A 22,785-nucleotide genomic window follows, 5' to 3' on the forward strand; every position below is an offset into this window, starting at 1 on the left:
AAGGCCGTCAAAGGCACGCCAGCGTGACCCAGATCGCGGTTTCCGAGACCATTTGCACGGCCCCCAGAACATCGCCGGTCTGTCCGCCGATTTTTCGCCATGCCAGCCAGCCGATGGCAACTGTCACCATCGCGCAGGCCAGCAGCGTCCAAGGCGAAATCACCAGCGCCACAGCCGCCAAAGCCGCGAGAACGCCCCGCGCGGCCCTGCTGCGGCCCGCCGCGCTTTTCCCCAGACCATCCGCGCGGGCCGGGGTAAGACTCTCCTGGACCGCGACCATGCCCCCCCGGCTCAGCATCGCTGCGCCGACGAACGCCCAAAAGCCGGGATCGGCGGCGGCCACGGACACCGCCCACAGCGCCGCGACCACCCCCACCGCAACCACGCCGTAGCTGCCGATGCGGCTGTCGCGCATGATCTCCAGCGCGTGCGCCTTGTCACGTCCGCCACCATGGCCGTCGGCAAAATCCGCAAACCCATCGAAATGCAGCGCTCCAGTGACCAGCGCCATTGCGCCCAACGCCAGGAGAGCCGAAATTTGATCCGGCGCGCCAATCGCCTCCGCCAGACTGAAAATCATCCACGTCAGAGCGCCGACAACGGACCCCACCGGCACGAACGCCCACCTTGCGGCCAGCATCGTCGGCGGGTCGTCACCGATCCGACCCGCCGGAAGCCGGGTCAGCAGCATCACCGCCAATTGAAACTCGGCAACGCGCGCTTGCAGGTTCATTGACCCGACACCCCCGCCTCGGCAAATGTCGCCATCCCGTTGTGGCAGGCCAGCGCCGCGCGCAACACGCCCAGCGCAATCGCCGCGCCCGACCCTTCGCCCAGCGCCATGTCCAGCGACAGGATCGGCCGCATCCCCAGTTCCGACAAAAGCCGCGCATGGCCCGGCTCACGGCTGACATGACCGACAAGGCAATGGTCGAGAAACTGCCGGTCGGCAGCAAAAAGCGGCACGGTCGCGGCCGTGCAGATGAACCCGTCGAGGATGACCGGAATACGCCGCGCCCGCGCCTCCAGCACGGCGCCGCAGATCGCCGCCTGCTCCCTCCCGCCGAGCCGGGCAAGAATGTCCAGCCCAACGGCATCCGCGTGAAGCGTGCAGGCGCGTGACACCACGTCGATCTTGCGCGCGACCCCTGCGTCATCTGACCCCGTTCCCTTCCCGACCCAAAGCGCCGCGTCTCCGCCGAATGCGCCCTTGGCCATCGCGGCGGCGATGGTCGAATTGCCGATACCCATCTCGCCGAGGATCAAGACGCTGACGGCGGGATCGACGGCCGCGGCCCCGCGGCGCAGGGCGTCCAGTGTATCAGCGTCCGACATGGCCGGCGCGGCGGTGATATCCGCAGTCGGCCGGTCCAGCTCCAGCGCAATCACCGACAGATTGGCCTCGTTCGCGCGGCACAATTGATTGATCGCGGCGCCGCCGTTCTCGAAATTCGCCACCATCTGCGCCGTCACATCCTGTGGAAACGGATTGACCCCCTGCGCGCAGACACCGTGATTGCCCGCAAAGACCAGGGACTGCGCGCTGGCGATGGCGGGCCGTTCCCTGCCTTGCCAACCCGCCATGAAGATAGCCAGTTCCTCCAGCCGCCCCAGCGCGCCCGGCGGCTTGGTCAGGCTGTTCTGTCGCGCCAGCGCCGCCTCGGCCGCCTTATCGTCGGATAGGGGCAAACTACCGGCGAGGCCCGCAACCTCGTCCAGCGACGAGACGTCAGAAAGAATGGTCATTCGGCTTCACCTTCATCGGGTAGCCCGCCACGGTCAGCCAAACCTCTTCACAGGCCTGCGCCACGGATTGGTTCACCTGCCCCGCGGCATCGCGGAACAGCCGGGCCAGCTTGTTCTCCGGGACGATCCCCTGCCCCACCTCGTTGGTAACAAAAACGACCGGCGCGGCCTGGCGCTCCAGCGTCTTGACCAACCTGCCGGTCTCGCCCCACCAATCGCTGTCTTCCAGGATGAGGTTGGTCAACCACAGCGTCAGGCAATCGACGAGCCGAGGCAGTGTACCATCGGTGTCTTGCAATGCTCCGGCCAGGTCGGTCGGCGCATGAACATCCTGCCACGCCGCACCGCGCCGCGCCTTGTGTTTCGCCACGCGCTCGGCCATCTCGTCATCGCCAGCGTGCAGACGCGCCGTGGCGATATAGATCGCCCGGCCGGCGGGCTGCAAAGCCATCCGTTCTGCCAGTGCGGACTTGCCGGAACGTGCCCCCCCGGTGATGAGTATCGACTTTTTCATTGCAGCGTGGGAAAGCACTTTTCGAGGAAAAAAGAAAGCTGAAAGGCGACGTCTTGGAACCCGTTGCGCCCATCCGGCCAGAGCTTGTCCTGATCCGTCACGCCCAAGTGGCCGTTCCGGGACGCCTCTATGGCCGCACCGATGTCGAGGCTGCCCTCGACACCAAGGCGGTCGCCCAACTCAAAGATCGGCTGACCTCCATCTCGCGGGTCATCAGCAGTCCGGCACGACGCTGCCTCCAGACAGCCGACGCGATTTTCGGCACATACGAACAGGATACACGGCTTTGGGAGCAGGACTTCGGCACGCATGACGGCATGGCGCTTGACGCGCTACCCGACATCGGCGTTTTGGACAGCGCGACCCTGGCAGCCCACCGATCACCCGGCGGCGAAAGTTTCGACGACCTCTGCGCGCGCGTGTCCCCCACCCTGATCGAGTATGGGCGCCACGCCGCGGCGCACGGCCCGGTGGCGCTGGTCGTTCATGCCGGCGTGATCCGCGCCGCGCTCGGCTTCGTGACCGGACACGGCCCCGGCGGGCTGGCATTCGAGGTGGCGCACCTGTCGGTAACGCGGCTGCGGTGTGGCCCCGACGGCCCGTTTTCGGTGATCGAGGTCAACCGCACATGACGCATGCCACGGTCTGCGGTCATTTCGGTGAATGGATTCAGGGCCGGCTCGGGCCTTCGGGGCCCGTCGCCCTGATCACCCTGGCCTGTTCCGCGATGCGCGTCACGGCCCCGTCCGAGGAGGCCTTGCCTTTCAACGCGGATCAACTCGCCCGCTTTGCAAGCGACCTGGGGCTGGGTGCCCTTCCCGGCGCAAGCCGCAATTTCGCGCTTGGCATCGGGGCAGGCGGATCGACGGCAACGCTGGTGGCGGCCGCCAGAGCAGCAGGGTATGGCGGCACACCCGAACAGTTGGCCAAGGCTTGCATCGCCATCGAGGGCGCCACCGACCCGCTAATGTTCTACGCGCCCGATCAGCACCTCTGGGCGTCGCGGTCGGGTGAGGTGATCAGAGCGATGCCCGCCCCGCCCAGTGCCACGATCCTTGGCGGTCTGTGGGGCGCGCCCCTCTGTACCGACGCACAGGACGATGCATTCGACGACGTGTCGGACCTAGCCGATGAATGGGCCGATGCGACCTTGGCACGCGACCTTCCCCGTGTTGCTGCCATCGCCTCGGAGTCCGCGCGTCGCTGCACAGCGCGTCGTGGCCCGTGCGATCCGATGGCCGATCTCGCAAGGGATCTCGGCGCATTGGGCACAGTGCGCGCCCATACTGGATCCGCTCGCGGGTTGATCTTTGCACCGGGAACCATCCCGCCAGAAGGCGCAGCCGCGTTGCAAGAAGCGGGCCTCACATCCGTTTTCAACTTCGAGACGGGCCGCGCATGAGTTTCGCACTGATGATGCTGGGCGCTCTGGCGCTGGACCTCGCCTTTGGCTGGCCCGACAGGCTCTACGCCCGTATCGGCCACCCCGTCACCTGGCTTGGCCAGGCCATTAACATGGCCGAGCGCCGGCTAAACACCGGCTCCCGCCGCCGGTGTCTGATCGCCGGCGCAGTGACGGTCACGGGCATCACCCTTCTCGCTGGCCTGCCCGCTCTGCTCGTTCAGGCTGTCCTGCCCCACGGTTGGGTCGGCGCAATGATCGGCGCAGGGCTGGCCTGGCCGCTGGTCGCCATGCGTTCCATGCACGCACATGTTGCCGCCGTGGCGCGCCCGCTGGCCGCCGGGGATACGCCAGTTGCCCGTCACGCCGTCAGCATGATCGTCGGGCGCGACCCGTGCCAACTTGATCCGCCGGCCATCGCGCGGGCAGCCACCGAAAGCCTTGCCGAGAATACCTCCGACGGCATCATCGCTCCTGTCTTCTGGGGCGTGATCCTGGGCCTGCCCGGCATCGCCGCCTACAAGGCCATCAACACCATGGATTCCATGATCGGCCACCGCAACGACCGGTTCGAGGCCTTCGGCAAAGCCGCCGCCCGGCTGGATGATTGCGTCAACTGGCTCCCCGCCCGCCTGACCGGCATCTTCTTCGCACTGGTCTCGGGGGCGTTCTTTCACACGCTTCACGTGATGCAGCAGGACGCGCCCGGGCACCGGTCCCCGAATGCGGGCTGGCCCGAGTCCGCGATGGCCGGTGCCCTGAACGTCCGGCTGTCCGGCCCCCGCATCTATGACGGGCGCGCCAACGACGAGCCCTGGTTGAACGGCGCCGCCCCCGATCCGACCCCCGAAGATCTGTTGCGCGCCTTGTCGCTCTACCGGCGCGCGATGACACTTTGCGCCCTTGCGCTGGCCGGTCTTGCGCTGCTCTAAGGGCATCATGACGGAAGTCCGAGATCACGGCGGCAACTTGGACGCCGCCATTGCAAGGCTGGGCGGTGCCCCCGCCGACTGGCTCGATTTGTCGACGGGCATCAATCCCGAACCCTACCCTGTGCCGCCGATCTCCGGCGACGCCTGGGCAGTTCTGCCGCGCAAATCCGACCTGGCGCGGTTGCGCGACGCGGCGGCCAGCGCCTACGCCACGTCCCTGCGCGTCATCCCGATGAACGGCGCACAGGGCGTCATCCAACTGGTGCCGTGGCTGGCCAAGCCAGGCCGCGCCACCGTCCTGGCACCCACCTACAACGAACACGCCGCCGCCCTCAGGGCCTGCGGCTGGCAGGTCGAAGAGGTCGCGTCGGTAAACGCCCTGCGTGGCTCGGACCTTGCGGTGGTGGTCAACCCCAACAATCCCGACGGCCGTCGCACCGCGCCCGAGGCATTACTCGACCTCGCCTCCGATGTGGGGCTGCTTATTGTCGACGAAAGCTTTGCAGATCCAGAGCCGCACCTTTCCATCGGCTCCATAGACTGTCCTGTCAATTGCGTCGTCCTGCGGTCCTTCGGAAAGTTCTACGGTCTCGCGGGCCTGCGGCTCGGTTTCGCCCTCGCCTCGGGGGCGGTCGCCGACCGTCTTGGCGATCTGGCAGGCCCATGGCCCGTCTCGGGTCCCGCCATCGAAATAGCCTGCGCGGCGCTGGCCGACACCGGGTGGCAGGCGCGCACGGTCGAAAGGCTGACCCAAGACGCCGCGCGGCTGGATTCCTTCGCCTCCCGCGCCAACTGGACGCTGGTCGGAGGTACCCCGCTCTTTCGCACCTACGAAGTGCCCGATGCGCATAAGGTACAAGAGACCCTCGCAATGCACAGAGTGTGGTCGCGCATCTTCCCCTATTCAGACCGTTGGCTACGCCTCGGACTGCCACCGCAAACCCGCTGGCAGCAGTTGGACGAGGCAATCGGCGCCGCCTGACCTCATCTTGCAAGCGCCAAAAGACCCGCAACATCCAGATGCGTCTCAAGATGCGCCGCCAGTTCATCCAGCGTGCGCTCCACCATGGCTTGATATCCCAGATCCGAGGCATCGGCCCCGTTCGAGTTAAGCCAAGTCGCTCGGAACCTGTCATCGCCGAACATCCCGTGCAGATAGCTGCCCGCCACGCGACCATCGGCAGACACCGCCCCCTCGGCCACGCCATCCACCCTGGCGAACGGTCTCGCGCGGTCCGACCCGTCACTGCGGCCGATATGAATCTCGTACCCGGCAAATGGAAGATCCAGCCCCACGTGGTGCGCGTCAACCTGGGTCACGCTCTTGTCGCCCCCCATGACCGTCTCGATATCCAGCAATCCGAGTCCCGGCGAGTCCCCCGGCGGCCCCTCGATTCCTTCCGGATCCGAGACGTTACGGCCAAGCATCTGGTAACCGCCGCAGATGCCCAGCACCCTGCCGCCCCGCCGGTGATGCGCCAAAAGGTCGACGTCCCACCCCTGCCGGCGGAGGAAGTCCAGATCACCGCGTGTCGATTTCGAGCCCGGAATGATCACCAGATCCGAATCAAGCGGCAACACCTGCCCCGGTTCCAACATGGTCACGCGCACGCCCGGCTCCTGCGTCAGCGGGTCCAGGTCGTCGAAATTCGCGATCCGTGACAATTGCAGGCAGACGATGTGAAACGCGCCCTGAACCGGGCTGTCGGCGATATCCAGCGCGTCCTCCGCCGGCAACCGCCACGCCTCGGGAAACCACTGCGCCACGCCATAGCCGCGCCAGCCGGTGCGCGCTTCGATTTCCCGGTATCCATCCTCGAAAAGCGTCGGATCGCCGCGGAACTTGTTGACCAGAAAGCCACCGATACGCGCGGCATCCGCCTTCGGCAGAACCGCCTGCGTGCCGACGATCTGCGCAATGACACCGCCGCGATCGATATCGCCACACAGGACCACGGGCACATCCGCCGCCTCGGCAAAGCCCATATTCGCAATGTCGCCCTTCCGCAGGTTGATCTCGGCGGGCGAGCCTGCCCCCTCGACAATCACAAGATCATGCTGTGCCCTCAGTCTGGCAAAACTGTCCTGAACGGCCGACATCAGCGTCGGTTTCAACTTGGAATACTCCAGCGCCTTTGCCGTGGTCAGACGCTTGCCTTGCACGATCACCTGCGCCCCGACATCCGTTTCAGGCTTCAGCAGAACCGGATTCATATCGGTGTGCAACGTCACCCCACAGGCCATCGCCTGCAACGCCTGCGCACGGCCGATCTCGCCACCGTCCGCCGTCACTGCGGCGTTGTTCGACATGTTCTGCGGCTTGAACGGCGCCACACTCAAGCCTCGATGCCGCGCGGCCCGGCACAGGCCGGCCACCAGCATCGACTTGCCGACATTGGACCCCGTGCCCTGAATCATTATTGCAGGCATGGGCGGACCTCGATACCAGGTATTGGCCTCTGGCGACTATCCCCGAGGACCACGATAGGACGCATCAGAACTCGACACCCTTCTGGGCTTTGATCCCATCCCGGAACGGATGCTTCACCAGGCTCATCTCGGTCACCAAGTCGGCCGCCTCGATCAGTTCGGGCTTGGCATTGCGCCCCGTCAGGCAGACATGCGTCATCGCCGGTTTCTCGTGCAGCAAAAAGTCCACGACCTCGTCGATGTCGATATAGTCATAGCGCAACGCGATGTTGATCTCGTCCAGCAGCACGAACTTCATCTCGGGATCGCGAATCTGCTCCTTGGCGATGGTCCAGCCGTTCTGCGCGGCGGCGATATCGCGTTCCCGGTCCTGCGTCTCCCAGGTGAACCCTTCGCCCGAAATGAAGAACCGGCATTCGTCCGAAAAGCGGTTGCGCAGCATCTCGGCCTCTCCGGTCACCCAGTTGCCCTTGATGAACTGCACCACCGCGCAGGGCATCCCATGCGCGATGCAGCGCAGAATCATCCCGAATCCCGAAGACGACTTGCCCTTGCCCGGTCCGGTATGGACCATGACCAAGCCTTTCTCCTCGGTCTTGTCCGCCATCATCCGGTCCCGCGCGGCCTTTATCTTCTTCATCTTCTCGTTGTGGCGGGCAGTCTTTTCCGCTTCGGACGGGTCGGACATGGGACGTCTCCTTGACACAAGGTGGGTTTTCGCAGCATGTCGCACCGTGTTGGTGCCTGTGTAAACAGGTGAAAAGGGAATGTGCAGCGCATTGCGCCAGGCACAGCCGCCCCCGCGACCGTGAACCGGGAAGGTTTCCACCGCCACTGGCGCAATGCCGGGAAGGCCGGAAACCGTGGGCCGAAGGGCCCGAAACCGCAAGCCGGGAGACCTGCCAACAAGAAGGAACAGACGGACCGGACGGGGTGTGCCGGGCTCGGATGGGTGGCCACCCGCCACCCCCGCGCGCACCCCCGACAGTGGAGGACACATGAGCGCGCGCATAGAACTGCTGATCTGCATCAAGTGCCGCAAGGGGCAGGAAACTCCCGAGGACGAGCGCCGCCCCGGCCAGCGCCTCTATGACGAGGTTACGGCGCGTGCGCTGCCCGACGGCGTCACCGTGACCCCCGTCGAATGCCTGCAAAACTGCGACGCTGGCTGCACCGCCGCCATGCGCGGCGGCGAACGCTGGACGTATCTGTACGGAAATCTCGATGAAACGTCGCATCCCGACATGCTGCTGGAGGGCGCGGTCCTCTATCAGCAGACCGAGGACGGGCTGATCCCGTGGCGCCAACGCCCCGAACATTTCAAGCGCAACTGCGTTGCGCGCATCCCACCCCTGACTGCAAAGGCTGACCAATGACCGATCTTGCAAAACTTCCCGTCACCGTCATTACGGGCTTTCTGGGCTCCGGCAAGACAACCCTGGTGCGCCACCTGATGCAGAACCCCGGCGGCCGCCGTCTGGCCGTGGTCGTCAACGAGTTCGGCGATGTAGGCGTCGACGGAGACATTTTGAAAAGCTGCGCCATTCCCGATTGCCCGGCGGAAAATATCATGGAACTGGCCAATGGGTGCATCTGCTGCACCGTGGCCGACGATTTCATCCCGACGATCGAGGCGCTGATGGCGCTCGATCCGCGCCCCGATCACATCCTGATCGAAACCAGCGGCCTGGCTCTGCCCAAGCCTCTGCTCAAGGCGTTCGACTGGCCCGATATCCGCTCCAAAATCACCGTCGACGGCGTCATCGCGCTGGCCGATGCCGAGGCCGTCGCGGCAGGCCGCTTCGCCCCCGATGTGGCCCGGGTCGATGCCCAGCGCCTCGCCGATGACAGCATCGACCACGAAACCCCTCTGTCGGAGGTGTTCGAGGACCAGATCTCCTGCGCCGACATCATCCTGCTGACCAAGCCCGACCTTGCCGGCCCCGACGGCGTGGCCAAGGCGAAAGAGGTCATCGCCGCCGAAGCCCCCCGCCCCCTGCCCGTGGTCGAGGTCGCCGAGGGCGTCGTCGATCCCCGCGTGATCCTCGGGCTCGAAGCCGCCGCCGAGGATGACATGGACGCCCGACCCAGCCACCACGACGATCACGACGACCACGAGCATGACGATTTCGAATCCATCGTCATCGACATCCCGGAACTGGGTGATCCTTCCGATCTGGTGCGCCGCATCGAGGATCTCGCCAACAACCAGAACATCCTGCGCGTCAAGGGCTATGCCAGCGTCGCCGGCAAGCCGATGCGCCTTCTGGTGCAGGCGGTGGGCGCGCGCGTGCGCCATCAATATGACCGCCCGTGGAAACCGGACGAGGCCCGCCGCGGGCGCCTCGTTGTCATCGCCGAGCATGACGACGTGAATATCGACGCGATCCGCGCCGTACTGGCTCCGGCCGAGGCGGCCGAGTAACCGATGCACGTCGTCTTCCGCGAAAGCCACGGTCTGGAAGAAACCGACACCCCGACCGACCTGGGACAAAGCCCGGCGGACCTGGTGGTCTTGTCGTTTTCCGACAGCGACCTTGGCGCCTTCGCGGAAGGATGGCACCGGCGGCGCGACAGCCTGCCCGACGTGCGCCTGGCAAACCTCACCGCCCTGCGGCATCCGCTGTCGCTCGACACCTATGTCGAACAGACGCTGGCCGGCGCCAAGGGCATCCTGATCCGGCTGATCGGCGGCGTGCCCTACTGGGAATACGGGCTACAGCAGGTGCTGGCCCTGGCGCAGGAAAAAGGCATCGCGCTCGCCGTCCTGCCCGCCGACGGCCGGCCCGACCCCCGGCTTGACGCCTATTCCACCCTGCCCGTCTCGACCTTGCGGCGCCTTGCAGAGCTTTGCGACAACGGCGGCAGCGTCGCGGCACAGGCCGCCCTGCAACAACTGGCGCTCGCCGCCGGCCTTTACGCCGCGCCAGTGCGCGGGGCCAAGGTGCTGCCCATGGTCGGCGCCTGGACGCCCGAGCATGGCGCCTGCTGCCCTCTCGCCGACCTGCCCGTCACGCAGACCCGCATCCTGATCGTCTTCTACCGCTCCTACGTGGTGGCCGCCGACCTCGCCCCGATCGAGGCGCTGATGCGGGCCTTCCAGGCACGGGGCCATCATGTCCGCGCCCTCTTCACCCCGTCGCTCAAAGCCCCCGAGGCGGCGGGCTGGCTGCGCCGGCAGGTGCAGGCTTACGCGCCCCACGCCATCGTCAACGCCACCGCATTTTCCGGCAAGGGCGACGACGGCACCTCGCCGCTCGACGCCGGCAACGTGCCGGTCTTCCAGGCAGCGCTGGCCACCTCCACCCGCGACGCCTGGGACGGGTCCGAGCGCGGTCTTTCGCCCGCCGACCTTGCCATGCACATCGTCCTGCCCGAGGTCGACGGGCGGCTGACCGGCGGCACGATCTCGTTCAAGGAACCGGGCGTGCGCGATCCCGACCTGGAATTCTCCCGCTTCGCACACCGGGCCGAACCGGACCTGACCGCCGCACTCGTGGCCCGCGTGCAAGGCTGGCTCGACCTCGCGGCAACACCCGCCGCCACGCGCCGGCCAGCGATCATCCTCTCCACCTATCCCGGCAAGGACTGGCAGATGGGCCACGCCGTGGGCCTCGACGCCCCCGCCTCGGCCCGCGCCATCCTGTCGGACCTGCGCGAGGCAGGCTATTCGGTGGACGAGACTCCGGCGGCATTGGAAGACCGCCTGCTGGCGCGCGACATGCGCCTGGCGTTATCGGAGTACAAGACGCTGCTGGCGCGCCTACCCGCGCCTCTGCGCGAGGACCTGTACTTGGCGTGGGGCCGGCCCGAAGACGACGCCGATGCAGTGGGCGGGGAGTTCCGTTTCGCCGCTCTGCGCCTCGGCAACGCCATCGTCGCGCTGCAACCCGAACGCGGAACGCCCAAGACCCGCGACGATGATTACCACGACCTGTCCCGCGTGCCGCGCCACGCGTATGTCGCCTTCTACCTCTGGCTGCAAACCCAGGCCGACGCGCTCGTTCACATCGGCGCGCATGGCACACTGGAATGGCTGCCGGGCAAAGCCGTCGCCCTTTCGCCCGCCTGCTGGCCCGAGGCACTGACCGGCACGATGCCCGTCATCTACCCTTTCATCGTCAACGACCCCGGCGAGGCCGCGCAGGCCAAGCGCCGCATCGGCGCCGTGACCCTGGGCCACGTGCCCCCACCGATGCAGGCCAGCGCAGCACCCGACCGCCTGTCGACGCTGGAATCGCTGCTGGACGAATTTTCGACCGCCGACGGGCTCGACCCCCGCCGCCGCGACCGCCTGCAGGCCGATATCCGCGCCGAGGCGCAGGCCCTGGGTGTCGAGGACGATCTGGGCCTCGACCGCGCCACATCGACCGCCGAGGCGATCACCCGCATCGACCGCTTTGTCTGCGACATAAAGGAAAGCATGTTCGGCGACGGCCTGCACATCTGGGGCCAACCGGATACCGACGCGGAACCGATGGTTTGCAGCGCCCAGGCCGAGCGGCAGTCCCTCCTCGACGCGCTCGACGGGCGGCGCATCCCGGCTGGCCCCTCCGGCTCGCCCTATCGCGGCCGCGACGACGTTCTGCCCACCGGGCGCAACCTCTTCACCACCGATCCCCGCTCGGTTCCCACGCGAGCCGCACACACACAAGGCGTCAAGCTGGCTGAGGAACTGATCCGGCGTCATCTTCAGGAAGAAGGCGACTGGCCCCGCGGCCTGATTGTCGATCTTTGGGGTTCAGCCACCATGCGCACGGCGGGCGAGGAATTTGCCATGGCCCTGCACCTGCTGGGTGTCAAGCCGGTCTGGGACACGGGCTCGGAACGGGTCTCGGGGCTTGAGGTCCTGCCCATCGCCGAACTCGACCGCCCCCGCATTGACGTCACGTTGCGCGTCTCGGGTCTGTTCCGAGACGTATTTCCGACGCTCTCGGGCCTCTACTCACAAGCGGTACGTGCGCTGGAACAGCGCGACGAAGCCCCCGACTGGAACCCCTATGCCGGTCACGCCTCGGGCGCGCGCGTCTATGGCCCCGCCCCCGGCAGCTTCGGCCTCGGCATGGGCACAGCGCCCGAAACCTATACCGCAGAGGCCCGCACCCAAGCGGGCAAGGCCTGGCTCTCCGCCTCCGCATGGGCGCTTGACGGCGACCACGCCACCCGCGACGAGGCCGGTATACGCGCCCGAGTCGAAAACGCCGACAGCTTCGTTCACCTTCAGGATCTGCCCGAAACCGACCTTTTGCTCGCTGCCGACTATGCCACGCACGAGGCCGGGTTCGCCGCCGCGCAATCGGTGACCGGCGGGCGGGCCGAGCTTTACCATCTCGACAACAGCGATCCCGCGCGCCCCCGCGCCCGCACCCTGCCCGAGGAGATCGCCCGCGTCGTCCATGCCCGCGCCACCAACCCCGGCTGGATCGCAGGCATGAAGCGGCACGGGTTCCGAGGCGCCGCCGAAATCGCCGCCACGCTCGACCACATGGGCGCCTTCGCCCATCTGGCTCAGGTCGTCGGTCCGCATCTCTTCGACGCCTACCATGATGCGACCCTGGGCGACCCGGACACCGACGCTTTTCTGCGAGAGGCCAACCCCGAGGCCCATGCCGCCATGCAAGACAGGTTCCGCGCGTTGCTTGAGGCTAGGCTTTGGCAAACCCGTCGCAACGCGATCCGGGCCGGGCTGGAGGACAGCACATGAGCGGCGCGACACACCCAATCGTCAAGGGCTGGTGCCCCGGCGCGCACCGCCCGATGTTGTCGGGCGACGGGCTGGTCGTGCGCGTGCGCCCCTTCCGGGCCGAGCTGACCAAGGCGCAAGTGCTGGCCTTGTGCGAGTTGTCGCAGCGTTACGGCAACGGCGTGATCGACCTCACCTCGCGCGCCAACCTGCAATTGCGCGGCGTCGCCGAGGCCGACCATTCCGCCCTGCTCGCCGCGCTCGACGCGCTCGGCCTAATTGATGCCGACCCCGCCATCGAGGGGCATCGCAACATCCTCGTCCCGGCTCGGCGCGATGCGGGCGGGCTGACCGACCGACTCTATGACAGGGTCCTCGCCACCATTCCGGACCTGCCCGATCTGCCTCAAAAGATGGGCTTTACCATCGACACCGGCCCCGACGCCTGCCTTGGCGACGGCTCGGCGGATTTCCGGTTCGAACTGGACACCTCCGGCGCGCTTCTCCTGCGCGCCGACGGCGCGCTCAAGGCCCGCCCCGTGACAGAGGCCTCGGCCACATCCGCCCTTCTGGACCTGGCTAGATGGTTCACCGACACCGGCGGCCACGCGGCGGGCCGCATGGCGCGGCACCTCGCCAAGCAACCCCTTCCCCAAGCCTGGACCCAGGCAAAACCGCGACCTCAGAGCGCCTCCTGCATCCCGGGCGCAGTCTCCGAAGGTTTCATCCTCGGCGCACCTTTCGGAAAACTGGCCGCCGAAGACCTGCGAACCCTGCTGGAAACCAGCGGCGCATCGCACATCCGCCTGATGCTGAACCGTCTCTTCCTGCTGTTGGGCGGCACGCCCGGTGACACGCCCTTCGTCATCGAACCCGGCAATCCGCTCATGTCCGCCCACGCCTGCCCCGGTGCGCCCTTCTGCCCGCAGGCGACCGTGGCCACCATGGATATCGCCCGCCATCTCGCACCCCACGTTTCCGGCACCTTGCACGTCTCCGGCTGCGCCAAGGGCTGCGCCCTTCCTCGCGCCGCAGACACCACCCTGACCGGGCGCGACGGACGTTTCGACCTTGTCCGCAACGGAGCGCCGTGGGACACACCCTGCGCACGGGGCCTCCGCCCCGAAGACCTGAACGAGACCATTTGATGCCATACGAATACGAAAAGGACGGCGCGGCCATCTACCGCGAAAGCTTCGCCACCATACGGGCCGAAGCCGCGCTGTCGCGGTTCGACCGCGATGAAGAATCCATCGCCGTCCGCATGATCCACGCCGCCGGCATGGTCGGGCTGGAAGAGCATGTGCGCTTCTCCCCCGGCTTCGCCAGAACCGCCCGCGCCGCGCTTGAAAACGGCGCGCCGATCTTCTGCGATGCGCGCATGGTCTCCGAAGGCGTCACGCGCAGCCGTCTTCCCGCCGACAACGAGGTGATCTGCACCCTTCACGCCGACGGCATCGTCGAGCGTGCGCGCGAGATGGGCAACACGCGCTCCGCCGCGGCACTGGAACTGTGGCGCCCAAAACTCGCCGGGGCCGTGGTAGCGATCGGCAACGCGCCCACCGCTCTTTTCCATCTTCTCAACATGCTCGAAGATCCGGATTGCCCGCGCCCGGCGGCCATCATCGGCTGTCCCGTCGGCTTTGTCGGCGCGCGCGAATCGAAGGATGCGCTCTGGGCCGATCAGCCCGTGCCCTGCTGCATCGTCGAGGGTCGCCTTGGCGGCAGCGCCATCACCGTGGCCGCCATCAACGCCGTCGCGAGCCGCGCGGAATGAGCACGCCCGGCACGATCTGGGGCGTGGGCCTCGGCCCCGGCGACCCCGAGCTTCTGTCGGTCAAGGCCGACCGCCTGCTGCGCGGCGCGCGGCACGTCGCGTTTTTCCGCAAGGCGGGGCGGCAGGGACAGGCCCGGCGAATCGTCGAGGGGATGCTGCGCCCCGACGTGACCGAGATCGCCATGGAATACCCCGTCACAACCGAAATTCCGCTGACCGATCCGCGCTACAACGAAATGCTGTCGGTATTCTACGAGACCTGCACCGACCGCCTGCGCGCCCTGTCCGACGCGGGCGAGGACCTGGTGATCGTCTGCGAAGGCGATCCGTTCTTCTACGGCTCTTTCATGCACCTGCATTCACGCCTTTGCGACCACTGCCCGGTGCAGGTCGTGCCCGCCATCACCGGCATGTCCGCCGCATGGACGGCCACCGACGCGCCGATCACCTGGGGCGACGACGTGCTTTCGACCCTGATGGGCACCCTGCCCGAGGATATGCTGGCCGAACACATGACGCGGGCCGACGCGCTGGTGATCATGAAGATCGGCCGCAACATCGAAAAGATCCGCCGCGCGCTGCGCCGCGCAGGCCGGTACGACGCGGCATGGCTGGTGGAATACGCCTCGATGCCCAACCAGACGGTGCAACGCCTGTCCGAGGCCGAGGACAAGATCACGCCCTATTTCTCGATCATCCTCGTGCACGGGCAGGGTCGACGCCCATGACGGGAAGCGTTGTCATAGCAGGCCTCGGCCCCGGCGCGGACGACCTGGTGACGCCCGAGGTTACCGCAGCACTTGCCCAGGCCACGGACGTGGTCGGCTACATTCCCTACGTCGCCCGCGTGGCCGAACGTCCGGGACTGACGCTGCACCCCTCCGACAACCGCGTCGAGCTGGACCGCGCTCGCCACGCGCTGGACATGGCCGGCGCGGGCAAGCGCGTGGTCGTCGTGTCCTCGGGCGATCCAGGCGTCTTTGCAATGGCCTCGGCAGTGTTCGAGGCGGTCGAGGCGGGGCCGCCCGAATGGCGCGAGCTCGACATCCGCGTCCTTCCCGGCATCACCGCCATGCTGGCCGCCGCCGCGCGCGCCGGGGCACCCCTCGGACACGATTTCTGCGCCATTAACCTCAGCGACAACCTCAAGCCATGGGCGCTGATCGAAAAGCGGCTGCGTCTCGCGGCAGAGGCTGATTTCGCTATGGCCTTCTACAATCCACGGTCGAAATCCCGGCCCGAAGGCTTTGCCAAAACACTGGACATCCTGAACGACGCCTGTGGCGACGATCGCCCGGTGATCTTCGCCCGCGCCGTCAGCACCCCCGAGGAAACGTTGCAGATCGTGCCCTTGTCACAGTGCACACCCGAAATGGCCGATATGCGCACGGTCGTCCTTGTCGGCAACTCTACCACCCGGCTCATCGAACGGCGCGGCGCGACCCTCGTCTATACGCCGCGCGCGGTGGCGCCATGAAGCCAGTCCAGCGCCTCTTCGACGCTATGCGTTTCCGCACGGGCCGGGATGGTGGGCCGGTCGATCATGACCACCGGAAGGCCAAGTTGGCGCGCGGCGAAGATCTTGGCCTGCGCCCCCGTGCCGCCCGCGTTCTTGGACACGATCAGTTCGGTGCCGTGCGCCCGCATCAATGCCAGATCTCCCTCTACCTCGAACGGGCCGCGATCTACGACGACTTGGGCCTTGGGCAACGGCAACCGATCCGGCGTATCGACCAGCCGCAACAGGTAGTCGTGCTGCGGCTGCGCGGAAAAGGCGGGCAGGTTCATCCGGCCCAGCGCCAGGAAAACGCGACGCGCCGGACCGGCCAGCGCGGCCACCGCGCCCTCTACATCCGGCACATGGGTCCAGCGATCCTGCCCCCCGGCCTGCCACGGCGCCCGGGTCAGCGCCAGCAAGGGCAGGTCCAACGCATCACAGGCGGCAACCGCGTTGGCGCTCATCTGCGCGGCAAAGGGATGGGTCGCGTCGATCACATGGGTCACGCCTTCGGCCTTGAGGTGGGCAACCAACCCATCCACACCGCCAAACCCGCCAATGCGCAACGGCAGCGGCTGCTCCGCGGGGGTCTTGACCCGTCCCGCAAGGCTGATCGTCGTACGGACGCCCCGCGCGGCCAGTGCCTGCCCCACAAGTATGGCTTCGGTCGTGCCACCCAGCAGCAGAACGGTCGGTGTCATGTCTGAGGCTCCGTGGCTTACGATCATTGGTCTGGGCGAAGATGGCCCGGGCGGCCTGTGCGCCGCAAGCCGATCCGCGCTGGACACCGCGGAAATCGTCATGGGGCCACAGCGGCACCTGTCGCTGATCGAGACATCCGCCCGCACGATCCCTTGGCCCGTGCCTTTTTCCAAGGGGGTCGAAGACCTGCTGGCCCTGCGCGGCACGCCCTGCGTCGTCCTGGCGTCCGGTGACCCGTTCTGGTTCGGCGCGGGCACGACGATCACCGCGCATCTGGACCGAAACGAGTGGCACGCCTATCCGGGCCGGTCGACGTTTTCGCTGGCGGCCAATCGCCTCGGCTGGCCGCTCGACCGCACGATCTGCACGGGCTTGCACGCAGCGCCGCTGACGCGACTGCGCTCGCACCTGGCGCCGGGCGCACGCCTGATCGTCCTGCTGCGCGACGGCGACGCGGTGACAGAGCTTGCGGCCTACCTGTGCGACACCGGGTTCGGCGCGTCGGCGGTGACCGTGATGGAAGTACTGGGCGGACCTCGAGAACGGACGACGCACGCCACCGCCGACAACTTGTCCGGCGACTTCGCCCACCCGGTCTGCGCCGCGGTCGAGGTCGCGGGCGACGGCCCCGTCCTGCCCCTCGCCAGCGGCCTGCCCGACACGCTCTTTGAAACCGACGGCGTCATGACCAAGCGCCACGTCCGGGCGCTGACCCTCTCTGCGCTGGCCCCCCGGCCGGGCGAGCACCTTTGGGACATCGGCGGCGGCTCTGGCACAGTCGGGATCGAATGGCTGCTGTGTGACGCGTCCCTCACGGCCAGCGTCGTCGAGCCCCGCGCCGACCGTATCGCGCTGATCAACGCCAATGCCCGCGCGCTCGGCGTCGACCGCCTGCACGTGGTCGAAGGCTCGGCCCCCGCCGCTCTGAAATACCTGCCGAAACCCGACGCCATCTTCATCGGCGGCGGTCTGTCGGCTCCGCTTCTGGCCTATGTCGAGGCCTTGGAAGGCGTGCGCATCGTCGCCAACGCGGTCACCCTGGAATCCGAGGCGCTTCTGGCCGACGCCCATGCCCGCCGCGGCGGCGAGCTGCACCGCTTCGAAGTGGCACAAGCCCAACCCATGGGACGCAAACGCGGCTGGGCGCAAGCCTATCCGATCACGCAATGGAGCTTTCCATGATCGTCGCCGGGATGGGTTTCACCACGCGCGCCACGCGCGCATCGTTCCGCGACGCGCTGGCCCGGACCGGCGGCGCGCCCGATGCGCTGGCCACCGCGCAGGACAAGGCCGATCAACTGGCGCCCTTCGCCCGTGAACTTGGCCTGCCCCTGCACGCGATACCGCCCGAAGACCTGGCGCAGCAAGCCACGCAGAGCACCTCCGCGGCGTCCCTGCGCGCACGCGGCACCGGCTCTGTCGCCGAAGCCGCGGCCCTTGCCGCCGCAGGTCCCGGCGCGACGCTGCTGCCCCCCCGCTCCGTTTCAACCGATCGCATGGCCACCTGTGCCCTGGCCCAAGGAAAGACCCCATGACCGTTCACTTCATCGGCGCCGGTCCCGGCGCGCCCGATCTTCTCACGCTGCGCGGCCGCGACATCATCGCGTCCTGCCCGGTCTGCCTCTACGCAGGCTCTCTCGTGCCCGAAGCAGTGCTGTCGCATTGCCCCGACGGTGCGCGAATCATCAACACGGCGCCGCTCGATCTCGACCGGATCATCGCGGAAATACAGACCGCGCACCGGGCCGGCCACGATGTGGCCCGCCTGCATTCCGGCGATCTTTCCGTCTGGTCGGCGATGGGCGAACAGATGCGCCGGCTTCGGGCGCTCGACATCCCCGTGTCTGTCACACCGGGCGTGCCGGCCTTCTCCGCCGCCGCCGCAGCCCTCGGCGCGGAACTGACCCTGCCCGGCATCGCGCAATCCGTTGTGCTGACCCGCACGCCCGGTCGCGCCTCCTCGATGCCCGCGGGCGAGACGCTGGCCAATTTCGCCGCCACAGGCGCAACGCTCGCGATCCACCTGTCGATCCAGAACCTCGAAACCGTCATCGCCGATCTCACCCCGGCCTACGGCGCCGACTGTCCGGTCGCCGTGGTCTACCGCGCCTCCTGGCCGGATCAGCAGATCATCCGCGGCACGCTTGGCGATATCGCCTCCCGCCTGGGCGAGGACATCACCCGCACCGCACTGATCCTCGTCGGGCCCGCGCTTGCCGGCGAAGGCTTCGACGAGTCCTGCCTCTATGCCGTGGGCTACGACCGCCGCTACCGGCCCCAAAGCGCCGACAGTCCCTGGTCGGACTGGACCCCGGAAAGCGAAGGCACGTCATGAGTCCCGGCCTGCTGATCTCCGCCCCCTCCTCGGGCACCGGCAAGACGACCGTGATGCTGGGCCTCCTGCGGGCGCTGGCCGATGACGGGCTCAAGGTGCAACCGTTCAAGTCCGGCCCCGACTATATCGACCCCGCCTTTCACAAGGCCGCCTGCGGGCGCGACAGCTTCAACCTCGACGGCTGGGCCATGGGCAAGGGCCTTTGGCAGGCCATCTCCGGGCAGGCCGCAGGCGCGGATATTTGCGTGGCCGAAGGCTCGATGGGGCTCTACGACGGCGTCGCCACGCGCGGCCAGCAAGGCTTCGGGTCAAGTGCGGAAACCGCGCAGGCCATGGGCTGGCCCGTGGTGCTGGTGCTCGACGTGGGCGGCCAGGCGCAATCCGCCGCCGCCACAGCTCTCGGATTCCGGCAATACATGCCCGATCTGCCCTTCGCCGGGGTCATCCTGAACCGCTGCGCCTCGCCCCGCCACGAGCGGCTGACCCGGCTGGGGATGGACCGCGCGGGGCTGCCGGTGCTGGGCGTCCTGCCCCGGCGCGGCGACCTCACCCTGCCGGAACGGCACCTGGGGCTGATCCAGGCGGTCGAACATCCCGACCTCGACGCCGCCATCGCCGGATACGCCGCCTTCCTGCGCGAGAATGTCAATCTTGACGCGATCAAATCCGCCGCCCAAGGCGCGCCCCTGCCCGCGCCTGCCGCGTTGCCCCGCCCCCCGGCGCAACGCATCGCCATCGCCCGCGACGCGGCCTTCAGCTTCACCTACCCGCACCTTTTGGAAGGCTGGCACGCCGCCGGGGCCCAGATCCTGCCCTTCTCTCCCCTGGCGGACGAGGCCCCCGATCCCGACGCCGATCTCGTCTGGCTGCCCGGCGGCTATCCCGAACTGCACGCAGGCAAGCTTGCCGCCGCCACGCGGTTTCGCGCCGCCCTGCGCAAACACGCCGAGTCAAAGCCGGTCCACGGCGAATGCGGCGGCTACATGGCCCTCGGCCAGGCGCTGATCGACAAGGACGGAACGCGCCACGAAATGGCCGGGCTCTTGGGACTCGTCACCTCCTATGAAAAGCGCAAGTTCCACCTTGGATACCGCCGCGCGACCCTTTCGGGCCCGATGCCGGGATTCGATGCAGGCGCAACCCTGCGCGGTCACGAGTTCCACTATTCCACCATCCTCGACCAACCCGACGCCCCGCTGGCGCAGGTGGCGGATGCCGATGGCAACCCGGTGCCGGAAACCGGCTCAACCCGGGGTCACGCGTCCGGAACGTTCTTTCACCTGATCACCGGGGACGAGACGCCATGACCGGCTTCGTCTCCTTCGTGTCCTCGGGTCCGGGCGACCCCGACCTGCTGACGCTCAAGGCCGTCGATCGGCTCAAGCGCGCCGACGTCGTGCTGTTCGATGACCTGTCTTCGGGTCCGATCCTGGCCCACGCACGGCGTGGGGCCGACCTTGTGGGCGTGGGCAAGCGGGCCGGGCGCAACTCGCCCAACCAGGACCATGTCAGCCGCCTGCTCGTGGATTACGCCCGCCTGGATCAACGCGTCGTGCGCCTGAAATCCGGCGACAGCGGTGTGTTCGGCCGACTGGAAGAAGAAATAGTCGCTCTCAAGGCAGAGCAAATTCCATACGAGATCATCCCCGGCGTTCCCTCCGCGAATGCCGCCGCGGCCGCCGCCGGCATTCCGCTGACCCGCCGCCTGACCGCCCGTCGCGTTCAATACATCACTGGCCACGACGTCACCGGCGCGCTGCCCGAGGACGTGAACATGGCCGCCCTGGCCGACCCGGCCGCGACCACCGTCGTCTTCATGGGCAAGCGCACCTTTCCACAACTGGCCGCGCGCCTGATCGAGTCTGGCCTGCAGCCCACGACCCCCGCGATCCTGGCCGAAGCCGTCAGCCGCCCGGAACAGAAGATCACCCGCCACACCGTCGCAACCCTGTCGGACCTGCTGGCGCAAGAGAGCAGCGACCATCCCGCCCTCATCCTTTACGGTTCGCTGGCAGACACATGATGCAACGACGCGCCCCACATTCACGCCCCCTCGGCGCGACGCGACGGGCCAGGACCGGACCCAGCCAATGATCGAAAACCTCTGGCTCATCGGGATCGGCACGGGCAACCCCGCGCATGTCACCCACGAAGGCGCGGATGCGCTGCGAAACGCCGCCGTCATCTTGCTGCCGACGAAGGGCGACAACAAAGAGGACCTCGCCCATCTCAGACGCGCCATCATCACCGCGTCCGGCAGTACGGCCCGCATCGTCCCCTTCGAATACCCGGTGCGCGACCCCGACCTGCCCTACATGGAACGCGTCGCCGCCTGGCACGACGAGATTGCCCGGCGCTGGATCACGGCCCTGCAAGGGCAGTCCGTCGACGGACCGGTTGCCCTGCTCGTCTGGGGCGATCCCTCGCTCTACGACAGCACCATTCGGATCGCCGAGCGTCTCTCTCCGAAACCGGCGATCCGCGTCGTGCCCGGCATCACCGCCATTCAGGCGCTGACCGCGGCCCATGCCATCCCGCTCAACACCGTCGACGGCCCCGTGCGCATCACGACAGGTAGACAACTCCGCGAGACCGGCCTGCCTAAAAATGAAACCACAGCAGTCGTGATGCTGGATGGACTGTGCTCATTTCAGCACATCGACCCGATCGGCCTTCATATCTGGTGGGGCGCTTATCTCGGCTCCGAGAAAGAGATCCTTATCGAAGGAGCTCTGGTCGATGTCGGACAGAAGATCGTGGATAAACGCGGAGAAGCGCGCGCCGCAAATGGTTGGATAATGGACAGCTACCTGTTGCGTCGCATTTGAACAAGACCGGACATGTCAAATCTGGTCATCTCGAAACGTCTGGCGAGTGACACGATTGCGCGGTCAGGTAATGCCGCCGCCACAATTAGTAATCCCTTTTACCGCCTGTTCCGACCGTCGACGAGGCGGTAGCTGTGTTGACGGCGGCGAAGAAACGAATTCTTGCTGAACTGTGTTTCTATTTTCAAGTTCCGTTCTCTTGAAAGAAAAGCTCCCTTCCAACCTCTGGGTCATGACGCGGGCCTTTGCCGCTACCTGAAGTCCAAGGTCTGTAATTTGAAAACTATTTTTGGGTGGCCTTGCTGAAAAAAACAAGAACCCAAATCTCAACACGCCAGGGTCAGAACAAAAGATCCTCAACCAGGGTGCGAATTACCCGCGTGCAGACAGGGGCTGGGAAGGACCCAGGCACAAAGTGGGCCACCATTCGCCGGACTTCAGAGGCTATCTCATTCTCGGTCGCCCCCATCTGTTACCCGACAGAAGGCCCGATACCCTCGCGGGCTGACATCCATGATCTGGCACAGCCGTTCGACGGCAACATGTCGGTGTTCTTTGCCCCTCTCGGCAGATTTGTTCCACGATTCGCCTGCCGGGCAATGGATGAAAGCGAACCTCATTTGCTTCGCTCCGCAAAGAACTGGGTGGCCTTTTTTACCACGTCCCTCTCCTCCCGAAGCATGCGGTTTTCTTTCCCCAGCTCGGCGATCTCGCGCTCAAGATCAGACTGGACGGCTGGTTTCTCGGGAGTGCGATGATCCTGCTGGATCCAGCGGTTCAACGTCTAGAAGACGATACCGAAATCGGCTGCCACCTGCTTGAGCGGCAAGCGCTGGTTGAAGCCACGCGCACTGCTTCGGCACGGAATTCCTCCGTCGGTCGTGACGCCATATGTGTTTTCCTTTGCGACACGATAGTGGTCAAAGGAGCGGCACAAA

At 66.9% G+C, this 22,785-nt stretch carries 23 protein-coding genes and 1 riboswitch; of the genes, 17 read left to right on the plus strand and 6 right to left on the minus strand.

What is annotated here, in order from left to right:
* Window positions 1-7: 7 nt before the first annotated feature.
* The 3 genes from RBB18_RS12085 to cobU are packed head-to-tail and all read right to left on the minus strand — an operon-like array spanning window position 8 to window position 2,260.
* Entirely contained in the window at window positions 8-733 is a 726-nt protein-coding gene (locus tag RBB18_RS12085; protein ID WP_306111003.1) for an adenosylcobinamide-GDP ribazoletransferase, read from the minus strand.
* Window positions 730-1,746: a nicotinate-nucleotide--dimethylbenzimidazole phosphoribosyltransferase gene (gene cobT, locus RBB18_RS12090; RefSeq protein WP_103762031.1), complete on the minus strand. Its 1,017-nt coding sequence runs from the start codon at window positions 1,744-1,746 to the stop codon at window positions 730-732. Before cobT ends, RBB18_RS12085 begins: the two co-directional genes overlap by 4 nt.
* A complete protein-coding gene (gene cobU, locus RBB18_RS12095; protein WP_103762030.1) occupies window positions 1,730-2,260 on the minus strand; it encodes a bifunctional adenosylcobinamide kinase/adenosylcobinamide-phosphate guanylyltransferase in 531 nt (176 codons plus the stop codon). Before cobU ends, cobT begins: the two co-directional genes overlap by 17 nt.
* A gap of 53 nt (window positions 2,261-2,313) precedes the next feature.
* Here cobU and RBB18_RS12100 point away from each other — a divergent pair, with 53 nt between their 5' ends.
* Genes RBB18_RS12100 through cobD form a run of 4 tightly spaced genes read left to right on the plus strand, consistent with a single transcriptional unit; the run spans window position 2,314 to window position 5,576 of the window.
* On the plus strand, window positions 2,314-2,892 hold the full coding sequence (locus RBB18_RS12100; RefSeq protein ID WP_103762475.1) for a histidine phosphatase family protein: 579 nt from the start codon (window positions 2,314-2,316) through the stop codon (window positions 2,890-2,892).
* Window positions 2,889-3,662, plus strand: a complete 774-nt coding sequence (locus RBB18_RS12105; protein WP_103762029.1) for a hypothetical protein — start codon at window positions 2,889-2,891, stop codon at window positions 3,660-3,662. Before RBB18_RS12100 ends, RBB18_RS12105 begins: the two co-directional genes overlap by 4 nt.
* A complete protein-coding gene (gene cbiB, locus RBB18_RS12110; RefSeq protein ID WP_103762028.1) occupies window positions 3,659-4,594 on the plus strand; it encodes an adenosylcobinamide-phosphate synthase CbiB in 936 nt (311 codons plus the stop codon). Before RBB18_RS12105 ends, cbiB begins: the two co-directional genes overlap by 4 nt.
* A gap of 7 nt (window positions 4,595-4,601) precedes the next feature.
* Window positions 4,602-5,576, plus strand: a complete 975-nt coding sequence (gene cobD / locus RBB18_RS12115; protein WP_306111004.1) for a threonine-phosphate decarboxylase CobD — start codon at window positions 4,602-4,604, stop codon at window positions 5,574-5,576.
* Between the two features lie 2 nt (window positions 5,577-5,578).
* Here cobD and RBB18_RS12120 read toward each other — a convergent pair whose 3' ends face one another.
* Window positions 5,579-7,024 (minus strand): cobyric acid synthase, encoded by a 1,446-nt coding sequence (locus RBB18_RS12120; RefSeq protein ID WP_103762026.1) that lies wholly within the window; start codon window positions 7,022-7,024, stop codon window positions 5,579-5,581.
* Window positions 7,025-7,088: 64 nt separating this feature from the next.
* Window positions 7,089-7,712 carry a cob(I)yrinic acid a,c-diamide adenosyltransferase gene (gene cobO / locus RBB18_RS12125; RefSeq protein ID WP_103762025.1) on the minus strand — a complete coding sequence of 208 codons (624 nt, stop codon included), beginning with the start codon at window positions 7,710-7,712 and terminating at the stop codon, window positions 7,089-7,091.
* Window positions 7,713-7,745: 33 nt separating this feature from the next.
* Window positions 7,746-7,946, plus strand: a riboswitch (cobalamin riboswitch).
* Window positions 7,947-8,022: 76 nt separating this feature from the next.
* On the opposite strand from cobO, the gene RBB18_RS12130 reads away from it, so the two are divergent.
* Genes RBB18_RS12130 through cobJ form a run of 7 tightly spaced genes read left to right on the plus strand, consistent with a single transcriptional unit; the run spans window position 8,023 to window position 15,961 of the window.
* A complete protein-coding gene (locus tag RBB18_RS12130; protein WP_274594413.1) occupies window positions 8,023-8,400 on the plus strand; it encodes a DUF1636 domain-containing protein in 378 nt (125 codons plus the stop codon).
* Window positions 8,397-9,449, plus strand: coding sequence for a cobalamin biosynthesis protein CobW (gene cobW / locus RBB18_RS12135; RefSeq protein WP_103762023.1), 1,053 nt, complete (start codon window positions 8,397-8,399; stop codon window positions 9,447-9,449). The genes RBB18_RS12130 and cobW overlap by 4 nt, the downstream gene beginning before the upstream one ends.
* A gap of 3 nt (window positions 9,450-9,452) precedes the next feature.
* Window positions 9,453-12,728, plus strand: a complete 3,276-nt coding sequence (cobN, locus tag RBB18_RS12140) for a cobaltochelatase subunit CobN (protein WP_306111005.1) — start codon at window positions 9,453-9,455, stop codon at window positions 12,726-12,728.
* On the plus strand, window positions 12,725-13,855 hold the full coding sequence (locus RBB18_RS12145; protein ID WP_306111006.1) for a cobalamin biosynthesis protein CobG: 1,131 nt from the start codon (window positions 12,725-12,727) through the stop codon (window positions 13,853-13,855). Before cobN ends, RBB18_RS12145 begins: the two co-directional genes overlap by 4 nt.
* Window positions 13,855-14,484 (plus strand): precorrin-8X methylmutase, encoded by a 630-nt coding sequence (locus RBB18_RS12150; protein WP_103762020.1) that lies wholly within the window; start codon window positions 13,855-13,857, stop codon window positions 14,482-14,484. The genes RBB18_RS12145 and RBB18_RS12150 overlap by 1 nt, the downstream gene beginning before the upstream one ends.
* Window positions 14,481-15,212 carry a precorrin-2 C(20)-methyltransferase gene (locus RBB18_RS12155; RefSeq protein ID WP_103762019.1) on the plus strand — a complete coding sequence of 244 codons (732 nt, stop codon included), beginning with the start codon at window positions 14,481-14,483 and terminating at the stop codon, window positions 15,210-15,212. The genes RBB18_RS12150 and RBB18_RS12155 overlap by 4 nt, the downstream gene beginning before the upstream one ends.
* Window positions 15,209-15,961, plus strand: coding sequence for a precorrin-3B C(17)-methyltransferase (gene cobJ, locus RBB18_RS12160; RefSeq protein ID WP_103762018.1), 753 nt, complete (start codon window positions 15,209-15,211; stop codon window positions 15,959-15,961). The genes RBB18_RS12155 and cobJ overlap by 4 nt, the downstream gene beginning before the upstream one ends.
* Here cobJ and RBB18_RS12165 read toward each other — a convergent pair.
* Window positions 15,934-16,683, minus strand: a complete 750-nt coding sequence (locus tag RBB18_RS12165) for a cobalt-precorrin-6A reductase (RefSeq protein ID WP_306111007.1) — start codon at window positions 16,681-16,683, stop codon at window positions 15,934-15,936. The two genes, cobJ and RBB18_RS12165, sit on opposite strands and share 28 nt — an antisense overlap.
* On the opposite strand from RBB18_RS12165, the gene cbiE reads away from it, so the two are divergent.
* The 6 genes from cbiE to cobF all read left to right on the plus strand — a co-directional run bounded on the left by cbiE (window position 16,682) and on the right by cobF (window position 21,847).
* The gene (gene cbiE, locus RBB18_RS12170) at window positions 16,682-17,866 is read left to right on the plus strand and encodes a precorrin-6y C5,15-methyltransferase (decarboxylating) subunit CbiE (RefSeq protein ID WP_103762016.1); all 1,185 of its coding nucleotides are present in this window, start codon (window positions 16,682-16,684) and stop codon (window positions 17,864-17,866) included. The two genes, RBB18_RS12165 and cbiE, sit on opposite strands and share 2 nt — an antisense overlap.
* On the plus strand, window positions 17,863-18,219 hold the full coding sequence (locus RBB18_RS12175; RefSeq protein ID WP_103762015.1) for a cobalamin biosynthesis protein: 357 nt from the start codon (window positions 17,863-17,865) through the stop codon (window positions 18,217-18,219). Before cbiE ends, RBB18_RS12175 begins: the two co-directional genes overlap by 4 nt.
* Window positions 18,216-19,019 carry a precorrin-4 C(11)-methyltransferase gene (cobM, locus tag RBB18_RS12180; protein ID WP_103762014.1) on the plus strand — a complete coding sequence of 268 codons (804 nt, stop codon included), beginning with the start codon at window positions 18,216-18,218 and terminating at the stop codon, window positions 19,017-19,019. Before RBB18_RS12175 ends, cobM begins: the two co-directional genes overlap by 4 nt.
* The gene (locus tag RBB18_RS12185; RefSeq protein WP_306111008.1) at window positions 19,016-20,326 is read left to right on the plus strand and encodes a cobyrinate a,c-diamide synthase; all 1,311 of its coding nucleotides are present in this window, start codon (window positions 19,016-19,018) and stop codon (window positions 20,324-20,326) included. The genes cobM and RBB18_RS12185 overlap by 4 nt, the downstream gene beginning before the upstream one ends.
* A complete protein-coding gene (gene cobA, locus RBB18_RS12190) occupies window positions 20,323-21,042 on the plus strand; it encodes a uroporphyrinogen-III C-methyltransferase (protein ID WP_306111009.1) in 720 nt (239 codons plus the stop codon). The genes RBB18_RS12185 and cobA overlap by 4 nt, the downstream gene beginning before the upstream one ends.
* A gap of 67 nt (window positions 21,043-21,109) precedes the next feature.
* Entirely contained in the window at window positions 21,110-21,847 is a 738-nt protein-coding gene (cobF, locus tag RBB18_RS12195) for a precorrin-6A synthase (deacetylating) (RefSeq protein ID WP_306111010.1), read from the plus strand.
* The last annotated feature ends 938 nt before the right edge of the window (window positions 21,848-22,785 follow it).

Source organism: Roseovarius sp. MMSF_3298 (assembly GCF_030733705.1).
GTDB classification, from domain to species: Bacteria; Pseudomonadota; Alphaproteobacteria; order Rhodobacterales; family Rhodobacteraceae; genus Roseovarius; species Roseovarius confluentis.

What these genes read in the sequence shown, in the direction of transcription:
- RBB18_RS12085 (WP_306111003.1), bottom strand. Translation starts at nt 733, where the DNA reads ATGAACCTGCAAGCGCGCGTTGCCGAGTTTCAATTGGCGGTGATGCTG.
- cobT (WP_103762031.1), bottom strand. Translation starts at nt 1,746, where the DNA reads ATGACCATTCTTTCTGACGTCTCGTCGCTGGACGAGGTTGCGGGCCTC.
- cobU (WP_103762030.1), bottom strand. Translation starts at nt 2,260, where the DNA reads ATGAAAAAGTCGATACTCATCACCGGGGGGGCACGTTCCGGCAAGTCC.
- RBB18_RS12105 (WP_103762029.1), top strand. Translation starts at nt 2,889, where the DNA reads ATGACGCATGCCACGGTCTGCGGTCATTTCGGTGAATGGATTCAGGGC.
- cbiB (WP_103762028.1), top strand. Translation starts at nt 3,659, where the DNA reads ATGAGTTTCGCACTGATGATGCTGGGCGCTCTGGCGCTGGACCTCGCC.
- cobD (WP_306111004.1), top strand. Translation starts at nt 4,602, where the DNA reads ATGACGGAAGTCCGAGATCACGGCGGCAACTTGGACGCCGCCATTGCA.
- RBB18_RS12120 (WP_103762026.1), bottom strand. Translation starts at nt 7,024, where the DNA reads ATGCCTGCAATAATGATTCAGGGCACGGGGTCCAATGTCGGCAAGTCG.
- cobO (WP_103762025.1), bottom strand. Translation starts at nt 7,712, where the DNA reads ATGTCCGACCCGTCCGAAGCGGAAAAGACTGCCCGCCACAACGAGAAG.
- RBB18_RS12130 (WP_274594413.1), top strand. Translation starts at nt 8,023, where the DNA reads ATGAGCGCGCGCATAGAACTGCTGATCTGCATCAAGTGCCGCAAGGGG.
- cobW (WP_103762023.1), top strand. Translation starts at nt 8,397, where the DNA reads ATGACCGATCTTGCAAAACTTCCCGTCACCGTCATTACGGGCTTTCTG.
- cobN (WP_306111005.1), top strand. Translation starts at nt 9,453, where the DNA reads ATGCACGTCGTCTTCCGCGAAAGCCACGGTCTGGAAGAAACCGACACC.
- RBB18_RS12145 (WP_306111006.1), top strand. Translation starts at nt 12,725, where the DNA reads ATGAGCGGCGCGACACACCCAATCGTCAAGGGCTGGTGCCCCGGCGCG.
- RBB18_RS12150 (WP_103762020.1), top strand. Translation starts at nt 13,855, where the DNA reads ATGCCATACGAATACGAAAAGGACGGCGCGGCCATCTACCGCGAAAGC.
- RBB18_RS12155 (WP_103762019.1), top strand. Translation starts at nt 14,481, where the DNA reads ATGAGCACGCCCGGCACGATCTGGGGCGTGGGCCTCGGCCCCGGCGAC.
- cobJ (WP_103762018.1), top strand. Translation starts at nt 15,209, where the DNA reads ATGACGGGAAGCGTTGTCATAGCAGGCCTCGGCCCCGGCGCGGACGAC.
- cbiE (WP_103762016.1), top strand. Translation starts at nt 16,682, where the DNA reads ATGTCTGAGGCTCCGTGGCTTACGATCATTGGTCTGGGCGAAGATGGC.
- RBB18_RS12165 (WP_306111007.1), bottom strand. Translation starts at nt 16,683, where the DNA reads ATGACACCGACCGTTCTGCTGCTGGGTGGCACGACCGAAGCCATACTT.
- RBB18_RS12175 (WP_103762015.1), top strand. Translation starts at nt 17,863, where the DNA reads ATGATCGTCGCCGGGATGGGTTTCACCACGCGCGCCACGCGCGCATCG.
- cobM (WP_103762014.1), top strand. Translation starts at nt 18,216, where the DNA reads ATGACCGTTCACTTCATCGGCGCCGGTCCCGGCGCGCCCGATCTTCTC.
- RBB18_RS12185 (WP_306111008.1), top strand. Translation starts at nt 19,016, where the DNA reads ATGAGTCCCGGCCTGCTGATCTCCGCCCCCTCCTCGGGCACCGGCAAG.
- cobA (WP_306111009.1), top strand. Translation starts at nt 20,323, where the DNA reads ATGACCGGCTTCGTCTCCTTCGTGTCCTCGGGTCCGGGCGACCCCGAC.
- cobF (WP_306111010.1), top strand. Translation starts at nt 21,110, where the DNA reads ATGATCGAAAACCTCTGGCTCATCGGGATCGGCACGGGCAACCCCGCG.